Genomic DNA, 24,262 nt, shown 5'->3' on the forward strand with positions numbered 1-24,262 from the left:
CACCGCTTCATATGATAACAATGTAGTAAGAACAATGTAGGAGGTCAAAAAACTATGGGTCACGTTGATTGCGGTTTTAGCGGTGGGTTCGCATTACTTGTTGTACTGTTCATTTTACTAATCATTGTAGGAGCAGCTTGCTTCTGCTAATATGAAGCAATAAAGCGACTAGGGATATTTCCCTAGTCGCTTATTGTTAATATTTCTATGATAAACTGTACATATAACCGTTAGACAGGAGCGAAAAAAATGTATCCTACCGAGTACATACAATTTTTAATTCATTTTCACGGAGACTATGATTATTTTGAATGTCATGAAATATTAGAAGAGTATTGGAAATTAAAACCTAGAGGAGAACGCGACAATTACTTAGTCGGTCTCATTCAAGTTGCTGTTTCCTTATACCATCACAGACGATCCAACTGGAATGGTGCAGAGAAGATGATAAAAAGCGCAATAGCACTTTTAGAAAAGAACAGTATACCGTTATATCAATTAGGAATAGATCATAAACAACTTATATTCTTATTAAATGAAAGGTTACAATCTATCCACAAAAAGGAAATTTTCGCGCCGTTATTTTTACCCTTATTAGACGCATCGTTAGAAAAACAATGCATACAGTTATGTAAGAAACAAAACCTCTCTTGGAAAGATGTGAACGTCATTCCTGGTGAATACATCATAAATAAGCACACATTGCGTGATCGAACAGAAGTCATTTCTGAACGACACGAACAACTACAAAAAAGAAAGCAGAGATAATAAACTACTTATCCCTACTTTCATGAATGTATATTTTGTTCAAGCTCTTTACACTTTTTGCAAAAACTTGCCGTTTGCTCATTTCCGCAAATTGTAAACTCAAGAAATTTACTCTTAAGCTCTTGAACCATCTTCGTCCCAATCCCCATATGACGGTGAGACGGATTCACGCTCAAATGCTGAATTTCCAATACCTGATCTTCTTTTTTTATAATCCCCATTATCCCAACAAAATCTTCATTTTGTTTCCACAAATACAATTGCCAATCCTCTTTCGCTTCATACTCTTTCATTGTCAATTGTAATGTTTTTACATCTTTTTCAGTTGGCATAAATGAAAGAAGCCCCATTGCAATCTTTTCATAACTTTTTTTAAAACGAATTAACATAACCCTTATCCCTTCTTACAAAAGTTACAAACTATTTATCCCATCAATCACTCTTTTCATATCACATTCATTCTACAATATTTTTACCAGAGTGAGAAGAGGCTGAAACAACTTGATAATCATACAAAGCGTTAGGAAGAAAGTCAAATATATGTTTCCACGCTATTTCTTTCTATTACACCGCTCAAAAAAGAGACAATACTGTATAGGAACTAAAAGGAAAATCCCTTTCTCATCACATTTCACTTATTAACCACTTTTGAACAAAGTAGTTCTACCAAAAGCAATATGTTAAGAGAAATACATTTATTGAAGCATATAATTCGTACTCCATCCTATGTATTTTGTTAAAAGTGTGTTCTCATGAACAATATAATTTAAAGTTAGTAGCCGTCCTATTTGTGTCATATACTTTAAAATATATACCAATTCCTGTTTATAGGAAATAAAAAAGAGAGCAAAATCGCTCTCTTTTTCTCACAACTTATTCTTCCCAAACTTTAACTTCTTTCATTACATCGCCTTGACGCATGTTTAATACCGTTTCAATACCGCTTGTTGCTTTACCGAATACAGTATGTACGCCATCTAAATGCGGTTGTGGCTCATGAACAACAAAGAATTGGCTACCACCTGTATTACGACCAGCATGTGCCATAGAAAGTGATCCAACAAGGTGTCTATGAGGATTTCCATCAGTCTCACATGGAATAGAGTAACCTGGGCCACCTGCACCTGTGCCTGTTGGGTCTCCACCTTGGCTTACGAAGCCAGGAATAACTCGGTGGAATGTCACACCATCATAAAATCCTTGCTCTGCTAATTTTTTAAAGTTTTCTACTGTTTTTGGTGCCTCTTCTGGGAAAAATTCTAAATCGATTTTTTCGCCATTTTCCATTAATATGTATCCTAAAGTTTTCATATGTATATGTCTCCTTTCAACTATCTCAGCACTATATTACCATATTCATGACGAGAAACAAAAAGAATCCGACAATCTGCATACTTCTTTTTCGAAATGTGGAAAAAGCTAGGTGACAAATTTTAAAAATATACTATAATAACTGTGTTGCCCGAAAATTTCAGAAAGAGAAAGGGAGCGATTTTTCGTGAAAGCGAAATTACTAGCTCTGCTATTAGCTGTAGCCGTATTTATTATGCCAACAGCTTCATTTGCAGACATCATTGAGGGAGAATCAATTGTTACACTAGGAGAAAACTTATCTGAACAACAAAAACAAGAGCTGTTAAAAGAAATGAAAGCACCAAAAGACGCTACAATCATCACTGTGTCTAATGCGGAAGAACATAAATTTCTAGAAGGAATTGTTCCAAAAGCACAAATTGGTACAAGAGCAATTTCCTCTTCTATGATTACATACACAAAACCAGGGTCAGGTCTCATTGTACGCTCAAAAAACATTAATTCGATAACAGATGCAATGTACACAAATGCACTTATTACAGCAGGTGTGAAAGATGCAGAGATTCAAATTACTGCACCATTTAAAGTTTCCGGAACTGCTGCTTTAACAGGTTTAATGAAGGCCTATGAAACAACATCGAACAAAGAAATTCCAGAAGATGTTAAAAAAGTAGCCAATGAAGAAATGGTACAAACAGCAAAACTTGGTGATAAAATCGGTGAAGAAAAAGCAGTTCAACTTGTTGCAAAAATTAAAGAAGAGATTGCAAAAGAACAGCCAAAAACAACTGAAGATTTACGTTCATTAATTAAAAAAATTGCTGATCAACTTGGCATTACATTAACAGATGAACAGTTGGATAACTTAGTATCGTTATTTGATAAAATGAAAAATCTTAATATCGATTGGAACCAAGTTGGTAGCCAATTAGATAAAGCAAAAGACCATGTGTCTGCCTTCTTAGGATCTGAAGAAGGACAAAGTTTCCTAGATAAAGTAAAAGATTTCTTCTCTAGTATCATTGATTTCGTTAAATCTTTATTCAAGTAAAAAAGAAGCTCGCCAGTGACGAGCTTCTTTTTTATACAAGTAACGGTAATTTCATAATAGCCTCTTCAACCGAACGAACAACATGATTTGCTTTCTCCTTCACATACGGATGAGCATGATGGAGGGTGAAGGAGTGCGGGGTTACTTCAAACATAGAAATATCATTGAAAGAATCTCCAATACATGCAACTTCATTTGCTTCAATTTGTAAATGTTCCATTAATCGCTTCAGAGCGCTTCCTTTACTTACACCTCTTGGCATAATGTCAACATATCGCTTACCCGATATAAAAACTTCCGCTTCGCTATGAAATGTATCTCGCAACTCTTGATCTAATGCTACAATTATTTCTTCTTCTCCAAAAACAAATAATTTCGAAGGATGTACAGTCTTCCCAAATTCCTCTTCTAATTCTTCGATTTCAGCAATATGCACTCCCATATACTCTTCAAAAGTATGATGATGTTCATTCTTCCTTTTTGTATATCGCTGCTCATTTGCACAAACAATATCTGCTAGTCCCTTTTTATGTATATATCGATATATTTCCTGGGCAACCCCATCTTCAAAACTCGATTCATGAAATACTTTTCCATCCGGTAGCATCATTGTCGCTCCATTTAAACTAGTTGTGTAATACGGGAACGAAAACCTTTTTACCGCCTCATCAATTCGGTGAGTAAAACGGCCAGAGGCAAAACAAATATTTGTCCCTTTTTCAGCTAGCCAACAAAGCGCTCGTTCATCTTCTTTTTGCATATGATTCACATTGTAAACGAGCGTATCATCTAAATCACTTACAAATAGTTTAATCATGTCCTCTTCCCCTTTCATACACAATATCTACTCTAATTGTACAAAAAAAATGTTTGATTTTTGTTAAAAAAACAATAAATTTTCAATAAAAAATAAGCGGAAGCATAATCCCGCTTATTTTTGTCTTCGCACATTTTGAGGTCTTACAATACTTGGACGAACCTTTAAACTAGACATAGTTGGACGGAGCAAAATTTTTGTTAACGCGCCCCAATCAAACGGTAAAAACGGCCATAAATACGGTGTTTGTAAACTTTTAATAGAAGTTAAAAATAGAATCAATATCGTCATTCCGATTACAAATCCCATCTCATGAAATATGCCTGTTAAAATAATGACAAACAATTTTCCAACCTTATTTCCAAGTCCAAGTTCATAACTCGGCGTTGCAAATGATCCAATCATAGAAACCGCTACATACAAAATAACTTCTGGTACAAATAAACCTACATCAATTGCAATTTGACCAATTAATATGGCAGAAATTAATCCTGCTGCAGACGACAATGATGTCGGTGTATGAATGGCAGCCATCCTTAAAAACTCGAGCCCGATTTCCGCCATCAAAATTTGTAATAAAATCGGTAAGTGCGTCATCTTGTTTGGTCCAATGAAAGCAAGACTTTCCGGTAAAAGAGTTGGATTAAAAACAAAAACTAACCAAAATGGCAGTAAGAACAGCGAAAATATAACACCTAAAAAACGTACCCAACGTAAAAATGTACCTACAGCTGGATTTTGTCTAAACTCTTCTGCATGCTGTAAATGGTGGAAATATGTTGTTGGAGTGATCATAACACTTGGTGATGTGTCAACGAGTACTAACACATGTCCTTCTAATAGATGATTTGCTGCTACATCTGGTCTTTCTGTGTATCGAATAAGCGGGAATGGATTATAACCTTGTTTAACTACAAATTCTTCTACTGTTTTATCCGCCATCGTAATCCCGTCTACATCAATGTTATTTAATTCTTGTTTTATAATCTTTACTAAATCTGGATTTGCAACATCTTGAACGTATGTAATACAAATATCCGTTTGCGATCTATCTCCGACTCGAATCATTTCATTTCGAAGACGTGGATCGCGTATCCTTCTACGAATTAATGCTGTATTTACAACGATATTTTCAACAAAACCATCCCTTGCACCGCGTACTACCTTTTCTGTATCTGGTTCTGTCGGTGTCCGGCCCGGATAACTACGAACATCTATTGCGAACGCTTCCGTTTCGCCTTCCACAAATATAATAATGAGTCCTGATAATACTTGGAGCATTACCTCATCCATCGTTTTCACTTTACTTACTTGTTGATGGATTAAACGATTCTCTAAAAGCTTCACTGTATCTTCTTCTACATCCCTTATTTCATTTGTATCCACCGCTTCTTCTAAAATAGGGATAATATAATTCGTATCACAAAGTCCATTTACAAATAACACACCAATTTCTTTATTTAAAATTTGAAATTTACGAATACCAACATCGTATGTAACACCGAGTCCGACTGTTTGCTTTAAGTAGTTTTCATTATCACTTAAAAAAGATGAAATCGGGATATTCACTTTTTTAGGCTTCGTCATAAAACCCACTCCTTTCCAAAATTAATTGAATCGCTTTTCTAGTAATAGGTGACCCTCTTTCCCATTCATCATTTCCGCACATCTTGCCAATATCACCGACCCCCACTATGAGAGGAACATTCAGACCATCTAAACAATAAATCGTATCCCCACTAATCCTGCCAATTTCACCATCTGGGAGTCCAAATTTATCAACGCCATATTCTGTCAAATTCCCATTCCGATCTACACTTACATCTACACGCGCCCATTCCCAATGATGTGTATTAGATGCTACCGCTAAAATACCCAGTACATCAACTTGTTTATGTGTTGCGACATACTTTAACGCCCTTTCACCAGATCCTTCTCCTATAAATCCGCTGTCATCAAACATGACAAATACAGGGTCATATGGCGTTTGCATAATAAGCTCAACAACTTTCTTCCCTGTCAATTTGGTCGGATTACTTTGCGATGCTGAAATACACCTTCCCCCAAATTCCTTTGTTAACAGCTCAATTGTCCGCTTTGCATATTCATCTCCATCTGTGACCAAAACAACCCTTCGTCTCATTTGATTTATCCTTTCGGTTTACATATAAGTGCAACAAAAAATGAAAATAATATCGCTGCTGAAATCCCCGCAGACGTTAAGCTAAACATACCGATTCCAATTCCTAAATATCCATGTTTTTCTGCCGCATGCATTGCCCCGTGCAATAGTGAGTGTCCAAAACTTGTAATAGGGACTGTTGCCCCAGCACCTGCAAATTTTATAAGCTTATCGTACAATCCGAATCCGTCTAAAATAGCTCCGGCGATTACAAAAGTTGCCATTAAATGTGCCGGTGTTAACTTTGCGAAATCTAGCAGCACTTGTCCAATTACACAAATAGCTCCTCCTACAAGAAATGCATATACAAAATCCACAATTCACTCTCCTTTAACGCTTTCAAACACAACACCATGCGCAATCGTTGGAATCGTTTCCTTCTGTTGCATCATCATGGGGCTTAATAGAGCTCCAGTTGCAACGACAAAAATTCTTTGTAAATTCCCTTTTTGCATTTCACGCAATAAATGGCCGTATGTTACAACAGCTGAACAAGCACAACCACTGCCCCCTGCAAACACTTCTTCTTGATTCGAATTGTAAATCATTAATCCACAATCGTTGTATACATTCCCCAAATCATACCCTTCCTCAAGTAAAAGTTGTTTCGCAATTGGTGTCCCAACAGCTGATAAATCACCAGTAACAATAAGATCATAATCAGCTGCACTTCTTCTCAAATCTTCAAAATGCTGTTGAATTGTATGAGCAGCAGCTGGTGCCATTGCTGATCCCATATCTAAAGGATTAGCAATTCCTAAATCCTGTACTTTGCCGATTGTTGCTGCTGTTATTTTAATTTCACTCTCCTCATTGCTAATCAATATTGACCCTGCTCCAGTAACAGTTGAGTTTGCTGTCTCTGGCTTTTGCCCTCCGTATTCTGTTGGGTAACGAAATTGTCTTTCAGCCGTCGCATTATGACTACTTACTGTAGCTAAAATACGATTCGCAAATCCACCATCTATAAAAGCTGATCCAACCGCCAAAGTTTCCATTGACGTCGCACAAGCGCTGAACATCCCTAAAAAAGGAATACCATACTCACGAGCAACATAATTTGCTGTCACTGTTTGGTTTAATAAATCTCCCGCTAAAAAGAAATCAATTTGCGATTTTTTTATATTCCCTTTTTGCATCGCTTGTTGAATTGAGTCTGACATTAACCTTCGTTCAGCAAGTTCCCAGTTTTCCTCTCCGCAATGTAAGTCAGAATATGAAATATCAAAATCCTTTCCAAGAGGGCCTTCAGCTTCTTTCGGACCGACAGCAGTACCAGTTGCATTCACGAAGATATCATTTTGAAATACCCACGTTTGTTTTCCTGTCAATCTCATACCCACCCCTCCTTTAAGACATTAAAATTTGAAATGTATATCTTATTAACCCGATAATGTATGCACCGACGACTCCAAATACAATGACACTTCCTGCAAGCTTAAACATGTTAGTAGCGATTCCTAGAACAATCCCTTCACTCCTATGTTCTAGTGCGGCACTCGCCATAGAATTCGCAAATCCAGTAACTGGTACTGCTGATCCCGCTCCAGAAAACTGCCCGATTTTATCATATACACCACACCCTGTTAAAATCGCTGATAGTAAAACAAGAGTTGCAACTGTAGGATTTCCTGCCTCTTTCTCACTAAAGTGAAAGTAATGTATATAAAATTTCATCAACACTTCTCCCGCCGTACAAATGAGTCCACCAACAAGAAATGCCTTCACACAATTTATGAAATAGTTCGGTTTTGGATGGTACTCCTTCACTTTATTTATGTAATCGTCCTTCAATTTTCGCCCTGCCATATATATTGCCTCCTACTTTACGAAATAAATCCAGTGAAACAACGAGCCTATTACTTTCCCAAGTACAAGAGCAACGAGTAAAACAACAATTTTCCCCTCTACCCTTACTCGTTTCGCTAAAATAGGTAAAACGTTTAACACTTCCGTTAACGCCGCAGCGAGCATTCCAATGAATGTGCCACAAAATATCCCTAATATAACAAGCCAATATTGTGACGCTTGAAATGTAATATTTTTCAAACTACACCAAGACCCTGCTAAAGTACCTGCAATGACCGCCCACTCAAAATATTGAATATGCCTTCCACTTCTCGTTAATTGAGCTAAACGAGGGATTATACCTAGTACAGCTAAAAACGCGACATATCCGCTACCTACTGCAATCCCTCCAGCTAAACCAATTAATACAACAAATGCACATTCAATCATCAGCAATCTTTTTCATATTATCCTTGTTTTCATGAACAATTACATATTGATCAAGCGACTGCTGATATTGAAACATCTCAACTTCTAATGGGCTCGGCTCTTCATTAATTCTCTTTTGAAATACATGATTAAAAAATAAGACCATACCTAATCCAAGACCTAATGAATAAGGAATTTGAAATAAAAGTGGTTGCGCCTTAAATTCTCCAGTAATCATGTAATATAACCGTTGGTGTACTTGTTGCATACTTACATCTTCATGGAAATAAATGATCGCAAGGGCCGCTCCAATGAAAAGTAACAACCATACAAGTCCGAAGAAAACCGGATGCACTTTCTTTTTTTCATATATAATTTCAACAAGAGTTTGTCCAGAACCAAGTAAATTAATTTGTATGTGAGCCGCTTTTTGTTGAATAATCTCAATCACTTTCATAACATCAATTACAACATGTGTTTTATCATGCGCTGTTATTTTGTAGACTATCTCATTTTGTAACGACTCAACTACCAAAGAATCTCCGGCAAGTTGCGCAACATCGCTCAGCTTTACTTCATACGTAGGAGACACTTTTAAGCGATTGCGCATTTTAATATAAATCGTTTGTTCCAATTTTCATTCACCCCTTCACTCTTCCTCGTAGTTGTAGTATGGTTATTGGAATTTTTTCTAATACAATTTTTTCATAAAAAAAACATCTGTACCATTTCGGTACAGATGTTTTTAGCTTATGTCTTTTTCTTAAATAAATTTGCAATACTTAATGCAAGTCCTCCCCAAATGACTACCCTACCTATAACCATCATCATAATCGCTGATCCGCTCATCATGAAACACCTCGGTCCTTCCATTCTTTTTCAAGCTGGGCAGAGTCTGAATGTATTTGTGCATTCCATTTCTTCAGACTAATGACTAGTGCAACTATAAGAAACGCTGCCGCTATCGACCAACCATACGTTACAACAAACTCTGTTGGATAACCTCCGTAGTTCTTTTTAATGTTTTGGATTGTACCATCAATTAACATATACCCTAACATAAGTGGAGTAATAACGAGTAAACTCACTCTCCAAAACGTTCCTAACTTTATATCAGATACAAAGTTTGCATGATTTTGATAAACTGGTAAACGGCGTAGAATTAGTCCTATTGTAACTACTTCAACGAGTGCAATTGTAATCAATCCAAAATTGTTAGCGAAGTAATCAACAACATCTAGGAACATAAGTCCACCACGCGTTGCAAAAACAAGAGAAACTAATACTAATAGCGTTCCCATAATTCCAATCGTCTTTTGACGACTCAAACCGAATTTTTCAGATACAGCGGCAAAGCATACTTCTGCAAGTGAAATGAGTGATGTAATTCCAGCAACAGTTAGAGATAAGAAGAATAATACACCAAATAACGGCGACATCGGTAACTCATTAATAATTTGCGGGAATACTACAAATGCAAGTCCTACACCAGCACTAGCTACTTTATCAACCGGTACCCCCATGTTATTCGCCATAAATCCAAGAGCTGCAAAGACACCAATACCTGCCAATAATTCAAATCCTGAATTTGCAAATCCTGTAATAAAAGCATTATTTGTTGTATCTGAGTTTTTCGGTAAATAACTAGAATACGTAATCATAATTCCGAATGCTAAAGATAAACTAAAGAAAATTTGACCGTAAGCAGCAAGCCATACTTTCCCATCAAAAATACGACTCCAATCTGGTTTAAAGAATGCATCTAGCCCCTGCATCGCACCTTCCATCGTCACTGCACGAACAACGATAATAAGGAACATAACAACTAGTAAAGGAATAAAAATGCGGTTAACAACTTCGATTCCTTTTCTAACTCCTTTAAATGCAACACCAAGCACAATAATCCAAACGAGAGCCAATGGAATTAATACTTCTGGTACGAGCCCACCGAATTGTCCTGGCTTATCTGCAACATGTAAATATTCTTTAAATAAAAATGATTGCGTGTCTTTCCCCCATGCTCCAGTAATTGCAAAGTACGTATATGAAATAGACCAAGCAATGATTACAGCGTAATATGTTGAAACAATAAATGTCACACACATTTGCCACCACCCAATAAATTCAGTACGTGGATGAATACGGACGAATGTAAGTGGCGCCGAACCACGATGACGATGCCCAAGAGCAAACTCGAAAGCTAACAATGAAATACCAGTTGTTAATAATGCAAATAAGTACGGTAAAAAGAATGCGCCTCCCCCGTTTTCATACGCTGTATAAGGAAAACGCCATATATTCCCTAGTCCAACAGCGGAACCGATTGCTGCAAAAATAAATCCAGCCCTCGTTTCCATGTTTCCTTCCCCCTTTGTGACAAGTTCATACTTGGATTATAGTTTAAATTAACTGAATTATCAATAAATTCTGTAAATTTTTTAGCAATAGTTGGAATCTTCTCCTTTTCGTGACAATAAAAAAATCGAATAGATAGCTATTCATCTATTCGATCTTTCATCTGTTTTAATATTTTCTTTTCAAGTCTTGAAACTTGTACTTGCGAAATGCCTATGCGCTCCGCTACTTCTGATTGGGTTTGGTCTTTATAATAGCGCAAATACACAATTAGCCTTTCTCGTTCATCCAATTCTCTAATTGCTTCTTTTAAAGCAATTTTATCAAACCATTTCGTTTCCGATTGATCTGCAATTTGATCTAAAATAGTAATTGGATCTCCATCGTTTTCATACACAGTTTCATGTATCGACGAAGGAGCACGACTCGCTTCTTGCGCCAGAACAACTTCTTCCGGCGTTAGTTCAAGAGCCTCTGCTACCTCATTAATCGTTGGAGCCCTTCCAAATTCTTTCGAAAGCTCGTCTCTCATCTTTCGGACTTTGTTTCCTGTTTCTTTTAAAGATCTACTTACTTTCACTGATCCATCGTCACGTAAAAATCGTTGTATTTCACCGATAATCATTGGAACTGCATATGTTGAAAATTTCACGTCGAAAGATAAATCAAATTTATCTACCGATTTTAAGAGTCCAATACATCCAATTTGAAATAAATCGTCTGGTTCGTATCCTCGATTAAGAAATCGCTGCACAACCGACCATACGAGACGCATATTACTTTGAACGATTGTATCTCTCGCTTGTTGATCTCCATCTTGACTTTTTTGAATTAACGCTTTTAGCTCGTGGTCCTTTAACTGAGGTTTCTTCTTCTCATTTCTGACCTCTATGTCCATTGGCTATTCTCCTTAATTGCATAGAGCGTTACTATTTGATAAGTATTTTGTCAAATGGATTGTTGTCCCGAAAGATTCGTTTGAAATAACTTCTACTTCATCCATAAAATTTTCCATGATAGTAAATCCCATTCCGGAACGCTCTAATTCAGGTTTAGTTGTAAAAAGGGGTTGTCTTGCCTCATCTAAGTTAAAGATACCAATCCCTTCATCTCGAATCGTGAGTTTCACCATTGCTTCTTCCAAAATCACTGAAATATAAACAACACCTTCTGCATTTCCTTCATACCCATGAATAATTGCATTTGTAACCGCTTCTGACACAACTGTTTTAATCTCTGTTAGTTCTTCCATCGTCGGGTCTAATTGCGCAATAAAAGCAGCTACCGTAACACGAGCGAATGATTCATTCTGACTTAACGCTGAAAATTGAAGGTTCATTTCATTTCTCATTTATGCCACCCCCAACGTCGCGAGCGCATGCGCTTCACTTTCTTCTAAACGAACAATTTTGAATAGGCCTGACATTTCGAATAAACGCTTAACAGGAGGTGAAATTGCACAGACAACCATTTCTCCACCTAATCCCTTTACATGTTTATATCGGCCTAATATAACGCCTAAACCAGAACTATCCATAAATGTTAAGTTCTCTAGGCTCAAAATAATATGATGAACACCATGTGTCTCAATCATATCTGTGACTTTCGTTCGCAACTCTTCAGCAGTATGATGATCTAACTCGCCCTCTAGCCTCACACATAAGACGTCACGTTTTACTTCTAAATGCATGGAAAGACTCACACGATTTCCTCCTTATGCTCAAACTTTACTCATTAACATAAGATTTTCGTGATATAAAATCAGAATCCTTCCTACTGACAAAAGAAGAACTATTTCGTCATAAAGTGAAACCTTTCAGCAATTATTTCAGTAAATACGAACAGAAAAACGTCAAAATTTTTGCCGCTATTTTGATGTTGAAAACATCCCAAAACTTCTTTTAAATAACTCCCACCAGCTCGCTGCCTCAACATCTTCTTTCGCTACAATTGTTTGTTTTAATAAAACATCTTTATCTCTTTTAATAACAAGTGTGCCAAGTGCATCACCTTTTTTAATCGGTGCCTTCACTTTCTTTTCAGCAATCACTTCTTGTTTTACTTTGTCCATATTTTCGCCCTTCTTCATAAGAAGAGACACATTGTCTGACGCAACTAAATCTACTTTTTCTTCCTTACCTTTTCCTACTTGTACAGTCTTAATTTTCTCACCACGTGTATACAATTTCTTTGTCATGTATTGTCCAAATGCATAATCAAGAAGCTTCGTTACTTGATTGTTCCGCTCTTTTGATGTAGGTGCGCCCATAACAACTGAAATAACACGCATACCATTTTTCTCAGCCGATGCTGTTAAACAATATTTCGCTTCTGTCGTAAAGCCCGTTTTCACTCCATCTACTCCAGGATAAAAACGTACTAGCTTATTCGTATTAACGAGCCAAAATTTCTTATCCGTATTTTCACGTAAATAGTCTTCATATTTACCTGTATATTTTCGAATAAGTGGATACTTCATCAATTCTTTCGCCATAATAGCCATATCATTTGCTGTGGAATAATGATCTTTCGCCGGGAGACCTGTTGGGTTTTGAAAATGTGTATTTTTCAGTCCTAAATCTTTCGCTTTTTTGTTCATCATATTTACGAATCCTTCTTCTGAACCAGCGATATGCTCGGCTACTGCAACAGATGCATCATTTCCAGATGCAATTGCAATGCCCTTTAACATTTCATTTACAGTCATCTCTTCCCCAGGTTCTAGAAAAATTTGTGATCCGCCCATTGAAGCTGCGTGTTCACTCGCTCTAACTTTATCGTTTAGTTTTAGTTTTCCTTTTTCAACTTGTTCCATAATTAATAGCATTGTCATAATCTTTGTCATACTAGCAGGTGGTAACTTTTCATTCGGATTTTTATCAAACAAAACTTTACCTGTATCTTGCTCAATTACGATCGCTGACGACGCTTGTTCCGCTAACTTCGGCGCGGCTTCTTCTGTTTTCTCCGGCTTCGTTTTCTCAGATTGCGCAAAACTAACTGAAGTACCAGAAAGCAATAACATGAAACAAACAAGTATTCCAAAAACTCGCTTCATGACTAACCCTCCATTCTATATCAAACCTATTTTTTCCAATTTACTCATTTTTAATACCATATTTTTCTATTAATTTCATTTGACAAATAAAGTAATTGCCGATATTGTATTAAGTGTATTACACGTAGTAGTACACTTAATACTCATCAGGAAGGAGACATTGCTCTTGCATATTCAACTTGATCCAAGAAGCAACACTCCGATATGGGAACAAATTGTTCAAAATATAAAAGAGCTCGTACTAAAAAATATGTTAGCTCCAAGTGATAAGCTACCTTCTGTACGCGAGCTCGCTTCTTTGCTCGTTATAAATCCAAATACAGTAAGTAAAGCTTATCAAGAATTAGAGCGACAAGGGATTATTGAAACATTACGAGGAAAAGGAACATTTGTAGCCCAATCGATTACCCCAACATTAGACGAAAGGAAAATCGCTATGGTTGAAAAGCAATTTCATCAATTATTACTAGAAGCCTCTTATCTCGGGATTACGAAAGATAAAATTCACGATTGGATAGATTCATACTATAAAGAGATTGGAGGAAATACAGATGCTGAAAGTGACAAACTTGAAGAAAACAATTGATAACCAAACGATTTTAGACGATGTTTCTTTCACATTACAAAAAGGTAGTATCGTCGGATTGCTCGGAAGAAATGGCGCAGGGAAAACAACTTTATTACGAACGATGGTCGGCATTTTAGACCCCGATGAAGGAACTGTTACATATGAGGATATAGATGTTCATAAGCATCCTGAAATTAAACAAAAAGTTGTATACGTTCCAGATTCTACTAATATATTAAACGGATATACAGTGAAGGAAATCGTGAAGTTTTATAAAGCAGTTTATACTGCATTTGATGAACCATATTTCTATGAACTGTTAGAACGTTTTAATTTACCAAACAAACGTATTCGTAGTTACTCAAAAGGAATGAAAGCACTGCTTGCGATCATTTTAGCTTTCGCTGCAAAAGCAGAATATATCATTTTAGATGAACCGACAAACGGACTTGATCCTATCGTTAAAAGACAGATTCTACAATTTCTCGTTGAAGAAGTAGCAGAGAAAGAAATTACAATTTTCATCTCCACTCACCATTTAGACGAAGTTGAAAAAATTGCCGATACAATCATTATTTTAAAAAGACATACAATAGATTCTATTACATCACTAGATGATGCAAAATCACGATTTGCTAAAGTCCAAGTTGCTTACGAACGATCACTACCTCAAAAACTAGAAAACTTAAGCAATATTAAAATATTAAATCAAACAGGAAAAGTATATACAATCTTAATTAAGGGAAATGTGGCTACAACACTGGAGAAGTTCTATAAAGAGCAACCAATACTCATTGAAGAATTATCAATGTCACTTGAAGATGTCTTCGTTACGACACTTGAGGGGGATGGGTATGTTTCATAAGGCGCTGTGGATGTGGAATTGGAAGCGCGGGAAATATGCTGCGTTACTATTTTTCTTGAGTACACTTTATCTTTTATCTTTCGGATACTATAAAGCAGCTCAGCAACAACTTGCTAATTATTATAAATTGCAAGAAAAGGGAACGTTCTATTACTATTATGCTTTTTGGTCAAATACAGGTAATAGTTTTTGGCTAACCATTCTTATTATTTCCTTAGCTTGTCTATTAATAGGATGGGAACGTAGCAACCAGTCTAATACCCTACTTATGACAATGCCATTTACAAGAAAAGATATTTTCTTCTCTAAATGGGCTTTCGGTTCATTCTGGATTACAGGGTCTCTCCTTGTAAACTGGATCCTTATGTACGTTATTTATAGAACAACAATTCATTTTGAGTATCAATCATTTAGTCCATTTCATCGATACTTTCTTTATGCCATTGTTTCTTATGTTGCAGTCTATACAGCTGCATTATGTATCGGTACTTTTACTGGGAGCGTTGTTTCACAAGTTGTTTTTTGTATTCCATGGCTACTAATGGGACTTACATTTACTTCATTATTGTACAATTTTACAATAAACTATTTACATGCTACAGATACTAGAAATGAAAACTTGTATCAACAGCTTGATGAAATCAATCAAAAAACAAATATAGTTGCACCGATATATAATTTCACGATTTATCACCAATATAATCCAGAATCACGAAAAAAAGAAAATAATCCAACTACTTTAAGAGATCCAGCATCTTATACGTATTATTCTGCTAAATCGATGTTAGTCCCTATTTTTTATACAATATTTTACTTACTACTTGGTGCATATTTATATACACGATCGCCAAATGAAAACACTCAAAAGATATTTATTTTCCAAAAACATTTACGAATATGGATATGGGGGACAACCATTTACTTTGCATTACTAGGTGGCTATAAAATAACTCAATTTAGTTTCTTATTTAACTACTATATCGGTTTGTTTCTCGCTGGAATCATTACTTATGTTGTATTATCACGCCTAACAAATTACAAAGTTTTTTAAAGGAGAGATCCTATGTTTCAAAAAGCTCTATGGCTAAGAACGTATCAACAAAGTAAATATGTTGTATGGCTGTTTTGGTTCGTTAGCTTCTACAATTTGTCATACAAATACTATATAGCATCGATTGAACAACAGCACCTTCTAAAGATGCAAAAAGAAGGGGACTATATATATCATTACAATTTTGGTTTATCACTTATGGACCCTGTCATCTTTCAAGGTGGTGCACTTATCATTCTGGCCTGTACGTTAATCGGTTGGGAAAGGCAAAATAACTCCATTGATTTTCTTTGGTCTCTGCCTTTTAAACGTTCACACCTTTTTATGACAAAATGGTTGTTTGGTATTTGTAACATTGTAGCAGCTGTTAGTATAAACTGGGGACTATTTGCTATTATGAAAAAGATGACTTTTCATAATAAATATCAAGTGTTTTCCCCATTTCATTCTTATTTTATATACATGTTAATTGTATTAATCGCTATTTATACGCTTGCCTTGTGTATAGGAACAATTACAGGGAATATTATCTCGCAGGGACTTCTCACTGCAGCTATATTCATGTTCCCATTATTACTTCCACCACTTATCTCAGGAGTCATCGCTGTTCACTCAAATATTGACTTTCATGAGAACAGCAATGATATGAACCATTTCTTAGAAAACATACGTATTTCTGGTCCAGCAGAAGATTTTCGTATTAGATTTGATTATGATCCACATAGTGCCTATACCGATCCAGATGGAGTACGTCATAATGAGCCAAACTTTACATATGTTCCTACAGCAAAATTATTGATTGCACCTATTACACATATCATTATTTTATTACCACTCGGTCTGTATTTATATGCTCGTTCAGTCAATGAGCGAAACGGTAGCTTCTTACTATATCCGAAGTTACAAAAAATAGTTATGTACTTTGCTATTTTCTTTATAGGAATAGTTGGTGGTTTAGTCTTAGGGAGAGACAAATCATTACTTAATTTTTATATTGGATTTTTTGGCGCAAGCATAATTAGCTATTTTCTTCTATCTAAAATATTGAAATTGAAGGTCTCTTGGAACACTAAATAAATTCAACATTATCGTAATTTTGCTACAGGAGGGATTACATGTTTCATACAGCTTTATGGCTATATCATTATAAGCAAAGCAAGTACATTCTTTTACTCTTTGCTTGTAGTAGTTTTTGGTTTTTACCTATTAGCTACTTTAATGATTTACAGGTTCAACCAAACGAAGATGGTTATTTCAGCTATAGTTTAAATGGAGATACTCTTATCATTCCCTTCATCCCAATTTTCATATTACTTGCCTGTTCATTAATAAGTTGGGAAAGACAAAATCAAACAGACTATCTGTTATTTGCAATGCCATTCACAAGAAAAGAGCTTTTTCTTTCTAAGTGGCTATTCGGGACAATCACAATTATATTCATAATGAGTCTTAATGCCATCTTAATGTATTTCATCCTAAAGATTAATCTTTTTAACCAATATCACTCTTTTGGGCCAATGCGTACATTATTATGGTATGTTACCATTACATGGATTGCGATTTTTACAATAGCTATTTTTATCGGAACAATTGCTGGGAATGTTATTTCACATAGTATATTAAGCTTAGTTTTCATTATATTACCATCTGGACTAGGCATGTTACTGTTTCATTTTGCTTGGATTCACACAAATGTATCTACAACTGAATTTTTCCTTAAGAAAGCGAATTATACATCATATATAGAGAACGTTGAAGTTTTTGTACCTACTAATAATACTTATATATCTTATACATTCAATCCAAAAGTAAAGGAAGTAGACATAAATAATTTAAAAGAATCCGTTAAGGAGCGCCATCAATTTCAGCCTATCTGGAAGCTTATCACTCCGATTCTATATATTCTCATCCTTTTACCATTAGGAGTATTTTTATATGATCGGACCCCAAATGAAAATAACGGTAAAATATTATTATTCACTAAACTAAATGGTTTATTTATACCGTGTGTTACAATATGTTTTGCTCTATTAGGAGGCTGGATAACAGGTGGAAAAAACGATCCGCTATTAAGTTATTACGCTGGGTTCATAATAATAGGACTATTTAGCTATGTAATACTTCACTATTTGATAAATAAAAAATTTTTACTTCATACGAAATAGCCTCCTCTCAAAAGGAGGTTATTTCACATTCTCTCTCCTATCCCCATACACCATCTCTTCTTTCATCCCAAATCCATCGCCATTTTGCACAATTTGCTCTGTCGGTGCGACTACACTTTCAGCAATTTTCCATTCCCCGTGCTCTTTCACAAATACTTGCAGAAAATAGTTCATGCCATTTAGCTGATATGCATTTTCTTTTTTCACGTTATAGCGCACCGCAATGTAGTACACTTGAATATTTTCTTTTCCTACTTTTGATACGTATTGTGATAATCTTGGAATATACATAGATGCTTTCTGAAAAGGCAATTGCTTCGCTTTAACGAGCGATGAACTTGTTACATTACGCAGAGTGTCCTGATTACGAACATTATCGCTATGATGAAATAACACTGCGTTTTGCATAGAACGAACCCATAATTTCGAATATAAGACAGTATTATCGTTTTCAATGTACTTCACTTCTTTTTGCACCACTTGGATAGGGGTATCGGCGTACATGAATGTATGTAAGCAGAAAAAACTTCCAAGTAAAATGGTAAGTGCAGCAATATATTTCATAATCTTTCCTCCGATCTGTTTAATTAAAGTATCGGAGTTTCAAAATATTTTTATTCAAAAGAAAAAGGATAGGAAAGCTCTCGCTTCCTATCCTCATTTATTATAATACGCGGCCAAATAGCTCTAAAACCATTTCTATCTCTTGGTCGCTCCAACCTTTAAATTTCTCTTTATAATATTCTTTACGCACAGCTTCAAGTTTTTCAGTTACTTCTCGTCCGTTTTCTGTAATTTCTAAGTATACGATACGACGGTCTGAATTTGAACGTTTTCTTTCAACAAATCCTTTTCGCACGAGACGATCTGTTACAGCTGTAATATGACTGGAGGTTACGTTTACTTCACTCGCAATTTGCGAAGCCATCTGTGGACTTTTTAAAAATAACGCACGTAATACAGAGAATTCGTTATATGGCATATGCTCTGAAAAACGTGTATTAATATCATTTTGTAATAAACGTATCATCTTTCGAAATGATGCAGATAAATCTAAAATCAGTGTTTCTCTATTTTCGTTCACTAGCCTCGTCCCTTTTTTATCATATTTACACATATTATAATCTATAAATACCTATGTTGTATATGCTTTCTTCCCTCAACATTCTCATTTATGTAACTTTTTTCATACGATTTTCTTTTTTGTTCACACATATACATGTAAAAAAGGATGGTGAGCATAAATGCAAAGTGGAATGAATCCGTATTTACATAATATCCGTACGACAAATACTGGTAAAGAAGCTACTATTACTGTACAAGGAGAAGGCATTATAAAGGCAAAACCAAATGTTGTCATATTAACACTGGGCATTCGAACAGATAGTAAAAATGTAAAACAAGCACAAGAAGAAAATGCAGTGCAATCGAAACAATTGCTGGATGCACTCAAACAGCTCGGTATTGCCGATAAAGATATAGAAACCATTTCTTATACGATTACTCCTCAATACGAATATGTAAATGATAAAGCATTACTACAAGGCTACCGTGTGGAGCATTTGTATGAAATTACCGTTTTAAATGTGCAAAAAGCAGGGGAAGTATATGATATAGCCGTTACGAATGGTGCAAACGTAGCAAAAGGATTACGTTTTCGAATATCTCATCCAAATAAATATTATGAGCAAGCTCTCATTCAAGCTCTGCACCAAGCAGTAGAAAAAGCTCGTGCTATTGCGAGTACATACAATTTAAACATTAATCCTGTTCCCCTCTCACTCGTTGAAGAATCTGCCCAATTACCACGGGAGGTTGCATCCTATGCTACTTTACATGCACAAGCAGCCCCGCCCATTCAATCTGGAGAACTAGAAATCATTTCAACCATACGAGCCATTTTTACGTATTTATAAATAATTTCGTTTATAAGTAAACGTTATCATTTTCGTTGTTGTAAAAACATGATGTTCTGATATAATAAAGGACGGTGAGCTCTTACATAAGAGATATCACGGGTGGGAGAGGGATATGAAAAAGAAGGTTTAACATGAAAGGAATACTTGAAAGAACATTTAAATTAGACTTACACCAAACATCACCAAAACAAGAAGTTTTAGCTGGAGTCACGTCATTTTTCACAATTGTTTATATTATGATTGTAAATGCGTCAATCTTATCAGATGCCGGCATTCCTCTTGAGGCAGGAATTTTGGCAACTGTTTTCAGTTCATTTGTCGGATGTCTACTCATGGCATTTTGGGCAAATGCACCTGCTATTCTTGTCCCTGGTATGGGTGTAAATGCATTCTTCACGTACACTGCTGTGCATACGCTCGGTTTAACTTGGCAAGAAGCATTGGCAGCTGTTTTTATCGCCGGTATTATTTTTGCAATTGCTGCTTTTACACCGATTGCTCGCGTGCTTTCGGTATCGATTCCAAAGTCATTAAAGGAAGCGATCACTGTCGGTATCGGGTTGTTTTTAGCTTTCATCGGCTTGCAAAAAGGTGGTTTAGTCGTTTCGCATCCTAATACTGCTGTTGCAATGGGGAAATTAAGTAGTCCTGTCGTTCTTGCCACACTACTTACTCTTATTATCGCACTTGTGCTATTTGTGCGTAACGTACGTGGAAGCTTTTTATGGACGATTGCAATTGGCACTGGTATTGCATGGCTGTTTGGTCTTGTTGATACGAGTCAAATGGGAAATAGTTCGTTTTCATTCGCTAATTATGGCGACGTGTTTGGAGCTATGTCATTTGGGAAACTTTCTTCCTTACCATTTTGGATTGCAACATTCTCCTTAAGCATGGTGCTTATTTTTGAGAACATGGGACTTTTACACGGTTTATTAGAAGATGACCGTAAATTCCCACGTGCTTACCAAGCAAATGCAATTTCAGCAATGACATGTGGTCTATTTGGCACAAGCCCTACCGTTTCAACAGTAGAGAGTGCCGCAGGTATTACTGCAGGCGGAAAAACAGGTCTGACGTCTATCGTTACTGGGTTGTTATTCTTCGCATCACTGTTTGCGCTTCCGTTTGTCAAACTAATTCCTGATAGTGCCATTGCACCAATCTTAATTATTATTGGCGGCCTGATGATTACAAGCATTCAACAAATTCCTCTGAACGACTTTTCAGAAGGATTTCCAGCGTTTTTAATTATCGTTATGATCCCGCTCACATATAGTATCGCTGATGGCATTGCGTTCGGATTTATTGCTTATCCTATCTTGAAAGTTGCTCTTGGAAAGCGTAAAGAAGTCGCACCGTCCATGTATATCATTACATGCTTATTCTTAGCCATGTTCGTATTACACGCTATTGGCTAGTAAAAAACACCGAGGAAATCCTCGGTGTTTTTTTACTTAAACCAACCTTTTTTATAAAACCAAGCCATCATTCCGCCGCCAATTAACGCCATAATTAATAGACAAATAAAGTAACTATACTTCCCGCCAAGCTCTGGCATATGTGCGAAGTTCATGCCGTATACCCCTGCAATAAATGTTAACGGCATGAAAATAGTTGAGAAAACAGTTAATGTTTTCATAATATTGTTCATATGGTGGGAATTCAATGAAAAGTAACTATCTCGAATATCTGCTGTTAATTCACGGCTCGCTTCAATCATCTCTGTCAGTTTAAGCAAATGATCATGTATATCTTTAAAATAAATTTCATGATCGCTTATACCGTAAAAACGTGTTGAATTTAATATACGATACAATAAATCACGCATCGGAATAATCGTACGCCTTAGCTTAGATAAATCCGCACGAATATCAAATACTTCTTCTAGCACACTTCCTGCTGTCTCACCCGTTAAATTATCATCAATTGCATTTAAATGGTCTTCGATGTAATAAACAGGTGCGAAATAATCATCTACAATTTGGTCAATAATTGTATGTGCTACATGCAAAGGACTCTTCTTAATACGTTTCTTTTCACCGAGCGTTTTCCATACTCTTTCAATCGCATTGTTATGAGAGAAATGGAAAGAGACTATATATCGATCACTAATAAATAAATCGATTTCATGCGGTTCTAATCCGTCTTCTCCGAATGCATGAAGAACTAAAAAGTTATATCCATCATAAAAATCTACCTTTGGCCTCTGTACATACTCTACACAATCTTCAATTGCAAGAGGATGGAATTTGAAATGATCTTGTAAAATATATATATACTCTTCTTTCGTCGGCTTATATAAATCAAGCCAATACCATACGATGTTTTCTTTTTTCGTTTCTTCTAGCGAAACATCATATAAAACTTCATTTTTTTTCGTTATTGCACAAATTCTAATCATAATTTCACCCATTACTATTATAAACAAAAAATAGTAAAAAAAGCCAAGGAGAAATCTCCTCAGCTTTTTTTTATCCCGCTATTTGCGGGCAGTAAGACCCCTACCTCAAAATTCAGCGAAAGCAAAGAAGTTAGGTGTGGGATCAACTGCCCGTAAAAGCCCGATTGGTTCAACTAATAATCAGTGGGTAATGAAGCCCCCCACTGATTAAAGTTTCACTTTATTACTTCGTTACAATTCCGTGTACTAAAGTCGGTGCATCTACGTGGTCTTTAGCGATTTTCATGTTCTCATAAATTTTCGCTTTTACGTCTTCAACATTTTCGCGGTTTGCGTAAATTGTAACAAGAGAGTCACCTTTTTTCACGCTATCGCCTACTTTTTTGCGAAGCATTAGACCAACTGCTAAATCAATTTCAGACTCTTTCGTTGCACGCCCTGCTCCTAAAAGCATTGCTGCTGTTCCGATTTCATCTGCAACGATTTCCGATACGTAACCGTCTTCTTTTGCTTCCACTTCAATTTTAAATTGTGCTTGTGGCAATTTAGAAGGATCATCAACAACAGATGCATCGCCGCCTTGCGCTGATAAGAACGTTTTAAATGATTCTAGCGCTTTGCCGTTGTTCATTACTTCAATTAACTTTTCACGAGCATCTTCTAAAGATGAAGCTTGTCCAGCAAGGTATACCATTTGACTTCCAAGCGTTAAACATAACTCTTCTAAATCTTTTGGTCCTTTACCTTGTAATGTATCAATTGCTTCTTGTACTTCTAATGCGTTACCAATAGCCTCACCAAGCGGCTGGCTCATATCAGAAATAACTGCCATCGTATTACGACCAACGTTATTACCGATTCGTACCATTGCTTCTGCTAAACGTTTTGCATCTTCGTCTGTTTTCATAAATGCTCCTGCTCCAGTTTTTACATCAAGAACAATTGCATCTGCACCAGCAGCAATTTTTTTACTCATAATCGAGCTTGCAATAAGCGGAATTGAGTTTACTGTTGCCGTTACATCACGAAGTGCATATAACTTTTTATCAGCAGGTGTTAAGTTTCCACTTTGTCCGATAACAGCAATTTTATTTTCATTTACAAGACGCATGAATTCATTATTTTCAATTTCAACATGGAATCCTGGTACTGCTTCTAATTTATCGATTGTACCACCCGTATGTCCTAGACCACGTCCAGACATTTTCGCAACTGGTACATCTAAAGCAGCTACTAATGGACCTAATACAAGCGTCGTTGTATCACCAACTCCACCTGTTGAATGCTTATCTACTTTTACCCCTTCAATGGCTGATAAGTCAATTGTATCACCGCTATTTACCATTGCCATCGTTAAATCTGCACGTTCTTGATCATTCATATCTTGGAAGAAAATTGCCATTGCAAGTGAACTCATTTGATAATCTGGAATATTACCATTTGTGTATCCTTCAACGATAAAGTTAATTTCTTCTGTCGTTAATGCATGTCCATCACGTTTTTTTGCAATTAGGTCCACCATTCTCAT

At 36.1% G+C, this 24,262-nt stretch carries 30 protein-coding genes; 10 read left to right on the plus strand and 20 right to left on the minus strand.

Going from position 1 to position 24,262, the window contains the following annotated elements:
• Nucleotides 1-54 precede the first annotated feature (54 nt).
• Both MR071_RS17845 and MR071_RS17850 read left to right on the plus strand, forming a co-directional pair.
• Complete coding sequence (locus MR071_RS17845) at nt 55-150, plus strand: YjcZ family sporulation protein (protein WP_000510194.1); 96 nt, start codon at nt 55-57, stop codon at nt 148-150.
• Between the two features lie 99 nt (nt 151-249).
• Nucleotides 250-768, plus strand: a complete 519-nt coding sequence (locus MR071_RS17850; RefSeq protein WP_105584640.1) for a DUF309 domain-containing protein — start codon at nt 250-252, stop codon at nt 766-768.
• Between the two features lie 20 nt (nt 769-788).
• Here MR071_RS17850 and ribT read toward each other — a convergent pair whose 3' ends face one another.
• On the minus strand, nt 789-1,157 hold the full coding sequence (gene ribT, locus MR071_RS17855) for a GNAT family N-acetyltransferase RibT (protein ID WP_000908403.1): 369 nt from the start codon (nt 1,155-1,157) through the stop codon (nt 789-791).
• A gap of 484 nt (nt 1,158-1,641) precedes the next feature.
• Nucleotides 1,642-2,079, minus strand: coding sequence for a peptidylprolyl isomerase (locus tag MR071_RS17860; RefSeq protein WP_000853785.1), 438 nt, complete (start codon nt 2,077-2,079; stop codon nt 1,642-1,644).
• 187 nt (nt 2,080-2,266) lie between these two features.
• Here MR071_RS17860 and MR071_RS17865 point away from each other — a divergent pair, with 187 nt between their 5' ends.
• Nucleotides 2,267-3,133: a DUF1002 domain-containing protein gene (locus MR071_RS17865; protein WP_002111608.1), complete on the plus strand. Its 867-nt coding sequence runs from the start codon at nt 2,267-2,269 to the stop codon at nt 3,131-3,133.
• Between the two features lie 31 nt (nt 3,134-3,164).
• Here MR071_RS17865 and MR071_RS17870 read toward each other — a convergent pair whose 3' ends face one another.
• The 14 genes from MR071_RS17870 to dacF form a co-directional block, all read right to left on the minus strand.
• Nucleotides 3,165-3,968, minus strand: coding sequence for a Cof-type HAD-IIB family hydrolase (locus MR071_RS17870; RefSeq protein WP_142395760.1), 804 nt, complete (start codon nt 3,966-3,968; stop codon nt 3,165-3,167).
• A 96-nt stretch (nt 3,969-4,064) separates the two neighbouring features.
• The gene (gene spoVAF, locus MR071_RS17875) at nt 4,065-5,537 is read right to left on the minus strand and encodes a spore germination protein SpoVAF (RefSeq protein WP_105584638.1); all 1,473 of its coding nucleotides are present in this window, start codon (nt 5,535-5,537) and stop codon (nt 4,065-4,067) included.
• Complete coding sequence (gene spoVAEA / locus MR071_RS17880; protein WP_105584637.1) at nt 5,524-6,093, minus strand: stage V sporulation protein SpoVABEA; 570 nt, start codon at nt 6,091-6,093, stop codon at nt 5,524-5,526. The genes spoVAF and spoVAEA overlap by 14 nt, the downstream gene beginning before the upstream one ends.
• A gap of 5 nt (nt 6,094-6,098) precedes the next feature.
• Nucleotides 6,099-6,449, minus strand: coding sequence for a stage V sporulation protein AE (gene spoVAE, locus MR071_RS17885; protein ID WP_242237301.1), 351 nt, complete (start codon nt 6,447-6,449; stop codon nt 6,099-6,101).
• A 3-nt stretch (nt 6,450-6,452) separates the two neighbouring features.
• On the minus strand, nt 6,453-7,469 hold the full coding sequence (gene spoVAD, locus MR071_RS17890; protein ID WP_105584636.1) for a stage V sporulation protein AD: 1,017 nt from the start codon (nt 7,467-7,469) through the stop codon (nt 6,453-6,455).
• A 13-nt stretch (nt 7,470-7,482) separates the two neighbouring features.
• The gene (spoVAC, locus tag MR071_RS17895; RefSeq protein ID WP_002067042.1) at nt 7,483-7,941 is read right to left on the minus strand and encodes a stage V sporulation protein AC; all 459 of its coding nucleotides are present in this window, start codon (nt 7,939-7,941) and stop codon (nt 7,483-7,485) included.
• 12 nt (nt 7,942-7,953) lie between these two features.
• On the minus strand, nt 7,954-8,370 hold the full coding sequence (locus tag MR071_RS17900) for a stage V sporulation protein AB (protein ID WP_242237304.1): 417 nt from the start codon (nt 8,368-8,370) through the stop codon (nt 7,954-7,956).
• The gene (locus MR071_RS17905) at nt 8,363-8,983 is read right to left on the minus strand and encodes a stage V sporulation protein AA (RefSeq protein ID WP_105584634.1); all 621 of its coding nucleotides are present in this window, start codon (nt 8,981-8,983) and stop codon (nt 8,363-8,365) included. Before MR071_RS17905 ends, MR071_RS17900 begins: the two co-directional genes overlap by 8 nt.
• A gap of 116 nt (nt 8,984-9,099) precedes the next feature.
• Entirely contained in the window at nt 9,100-9,198 is a 99-nt protein-coding gene (locus tag MR071_RS17910; RefSeq protein ID WP_242237305.1) for a methionine/alanine import family NSS transporter small subunit, read from the minus strand.
• A complete protein-coding gene (locus MR071_RS17915; RefSeq protein WP_242237308.1) occupies nt 9,198-10,706 on the minus strand; it encodes a sodium-dependent transporter in 1,509 nt (502 codons plus the stop codon). The genes MR071_RS17910 and MR071_RS17915 overlap by 1 nt, the downstream gene beginning before the upstream one ends.
• A 137-nt stretch (nt 10,707-10,843) precedes the next feature.
• Nucleotides 10,844-11,602, minus strand: coding sequence for an RNA polymerase sporulation sigma factor SigF (sigF, locus tag MR071_RS17920; protein ID WP_002111619.1), 759 nt, complete (start codon nt 11,600-11,602; stop codon nt 10,844-10,846).
• A gap of 12 nt (nt 11,603-11,614) precedes the next feature.
• On the minus strand, nt 11,615-12,055 hold the full coding sequence (gene spoIIAB, locus MR071_RS17925) for an anti-sigma F factor (protein WP_001243400.1): 441 nt from the start codon (nt 12,053-12,055) through the stop codon (nt 11,615-11,617).
• A complete protein-coding gene (gene spoIIAA / locus MR071_RS17930; RefSeq protein ID WP_002128957.1) occupies nt 12,056-12,406 on the minus strand; it encodes an anti-sigma F factor antagonist in 351 nt (116 codons plus the stop codon).
• A 165-nt stretch (nt 12,407-12,571) separates the two neighbouring features.
• The gene (gene dacF / locus MR071_RS17935) at nt 12,572-13,762 is read right to left on the minus strand and encodes a serine-type D-Ala-D-Ala carboxypeptidase DacF (protein ID WP_105584630.1); all 1,191 of its coding nucleotides are present in this window, start codon (nt 13,760-13,762) and stop codon (nt 12,572-12,574) included.
• Nucleotides 13,763-13,928: 166 nt separating this feature from the next.
• Between dacF and MR071_RS17940 the strand changes: the two genes are divergently transcribed.
• From MR071_RS17940 to MR071_RS17960, 5 genes are read left to right on the plus strand one after another with little or no spacing between them, the layout of a single operon-like run.
• A complete protein-coding gene (locus MR071_RS17940; protein WP_002145907.1) occupies nt 13,929-14,348 on the plus strand; it encodes a GntR family transcriptional regulator in 420 nt (139 codons plus the stop codon).
• Nucleotides 14,314-15,195 carry an ABC transporter ATP-binding protein gene (locus MR071_RS17945; RefSeq protein ID WP_105584629.1) on the plus strand — a complete coding sequence of 294 codons (882 nt, stop codon included), beginning with the start codon at nt 14,314-14,316 and terminating at the stop codon, nt 15,193-15,195. Before MR071_RS17940 ends, MR071_RS17945 begins: the two co-directional genes overlap by 35 nt.
• Nucleotides 15,185-16,246 carry an ABC-2 transporter permease gene (locus tag MR071_RS17950; RefSeq protein ID WP_105584628.1) on the plus strand — a complete coding sequence of 354 codons (1,062 nt, stop codon included), beginning with the start codon at nt 15,185-15,187 and terminating at the stop codon, nt 16,244-16,246. Before MR071_RS17945 ends, MR071_RS17950 begins: the two co-directional genes overlap by 11 nt.
• Before the next feature lie 12 nt (nt 16,247-16,258).
• Nucleotides 16,259-17,323 (plus strand): ABC transporter permease subunit, encoded by a 1,065-nt coding sequence (locus MR071_RS17955; protein ID WP_105584627.1) that lies wholly within the window; start codon nt 16,259-16,261, stop codon nt 17,321-17,323.
• A gap of 38 nt (nt 17,324-17,361) precedes the next feature.
• Nucleotides 17,362-18,411, plus strand: coding sequence for an ABC transporter permease (locus MR071_RS17960; protein ID WP_105584626.1), 1,050 nt, complete (start codon nt 17,362-17,364; stop codon nt 18,409-18,411).
• 18 nt (nt 18,412-18,429) lie between these two features.
• On the opposite strand, the gene MR071_RS17965 is transcribed toward MR071_RS17960, so the two are convergent.
• Together MR071_RS17965 and MR071_RS17970 are read right to left on the minus strand one after the other, a co-directional pair.
• Nucleotides 18,430-18,975: a hypothetical protein gene (locus MR071_RS17965; RefSeq protein ID WP_105584625.1), complete on the minus strand. Its 546-nt coding sequence runs from the start codon at nt 18,973-18,975 to the stop codon at nt 18,430-18,432.
• Nucleotides 18,976-19,075: 100 nt separating this feature from the next.
• Complete coding sequence (locus MR071_RS17970; protein ID WP_002088468.1) at nt 19,076-19,495, minus strand: MarR family winged helix-turn-helix transcriptional regulator; 420 nt, start codon at nt 19,493-19,495, stop codon at nt 19,076-19,078.
• Nucleotides 19,496-19,655: 160 nt separating this feature from the next.
• On the opposite strand from MR071_RS17970, the gene MR071_RS17975 reads away from it, so the two are divergent.
• Nucleotides 19,656-20,327 (plus strand): SIMPL domain-containing protein, encoded by a 672-nt coding sequence (locus MR071_RS17975; RefSeq protein WP_071746969.1) that lies wholly within the window; start codon nt 19,656-19,658, stop codon nt 20,325-20,327.
• A 134-nt stretch (nt 20,328-20,461) separates the two neighbouring features.
• Complete coding sequence (locus tag MR071_RS17980; RefSeq protein ID WP_105584624.1) at nt 20,462-21,751, plus strand: NCS2 family permease; 1,290 nt, start codon at nt 20,462-20,464, stop codon at nt 21,749-21,751.
• A 32-nt stretch (nt 21,752-21,783) separates the two neighbouring features.
• Here the strand turns inward: MR071_RS17980 and corA are convergent, their stop codons facing one another.
• Together corA and MR071_RS17990 are read right to left on the minus strand one after the other, a co-directional pair.
• Nucleotides 21,784-22,746: a magnesium/cobalt transporter CorA gene (gene corA / locus MR071_RS17985; RefSeq protein ID WP_142395759.1), complete on the minus strand. Its 963-nt coding sequence runs from the start codon at nt 22,744-22,746 to the stop codon at nt 21,784-21,786.
• A gap of 211 nt (nt 22,747-22,957) precedes the next feature.
• Entirely contained in the window at nt 22,958-24,262 is a 1,305-nt protein-coding gene (locus MR071_RS17990; protein ID WP_105584621.1) for a pyrimidine-nucleoside phosphorylase, read from the minus strand.

The organism is Bacillus cereus group sp. BfR-BA-01316 (genome assembly GCF_022664195.1).
In the GTDB taxonomy this organism is placed as follows: domain Bacteria; phylum Bacillota; class Bacilli; order Bacillales; family Bacillaceae_G; genus Bacillus_A.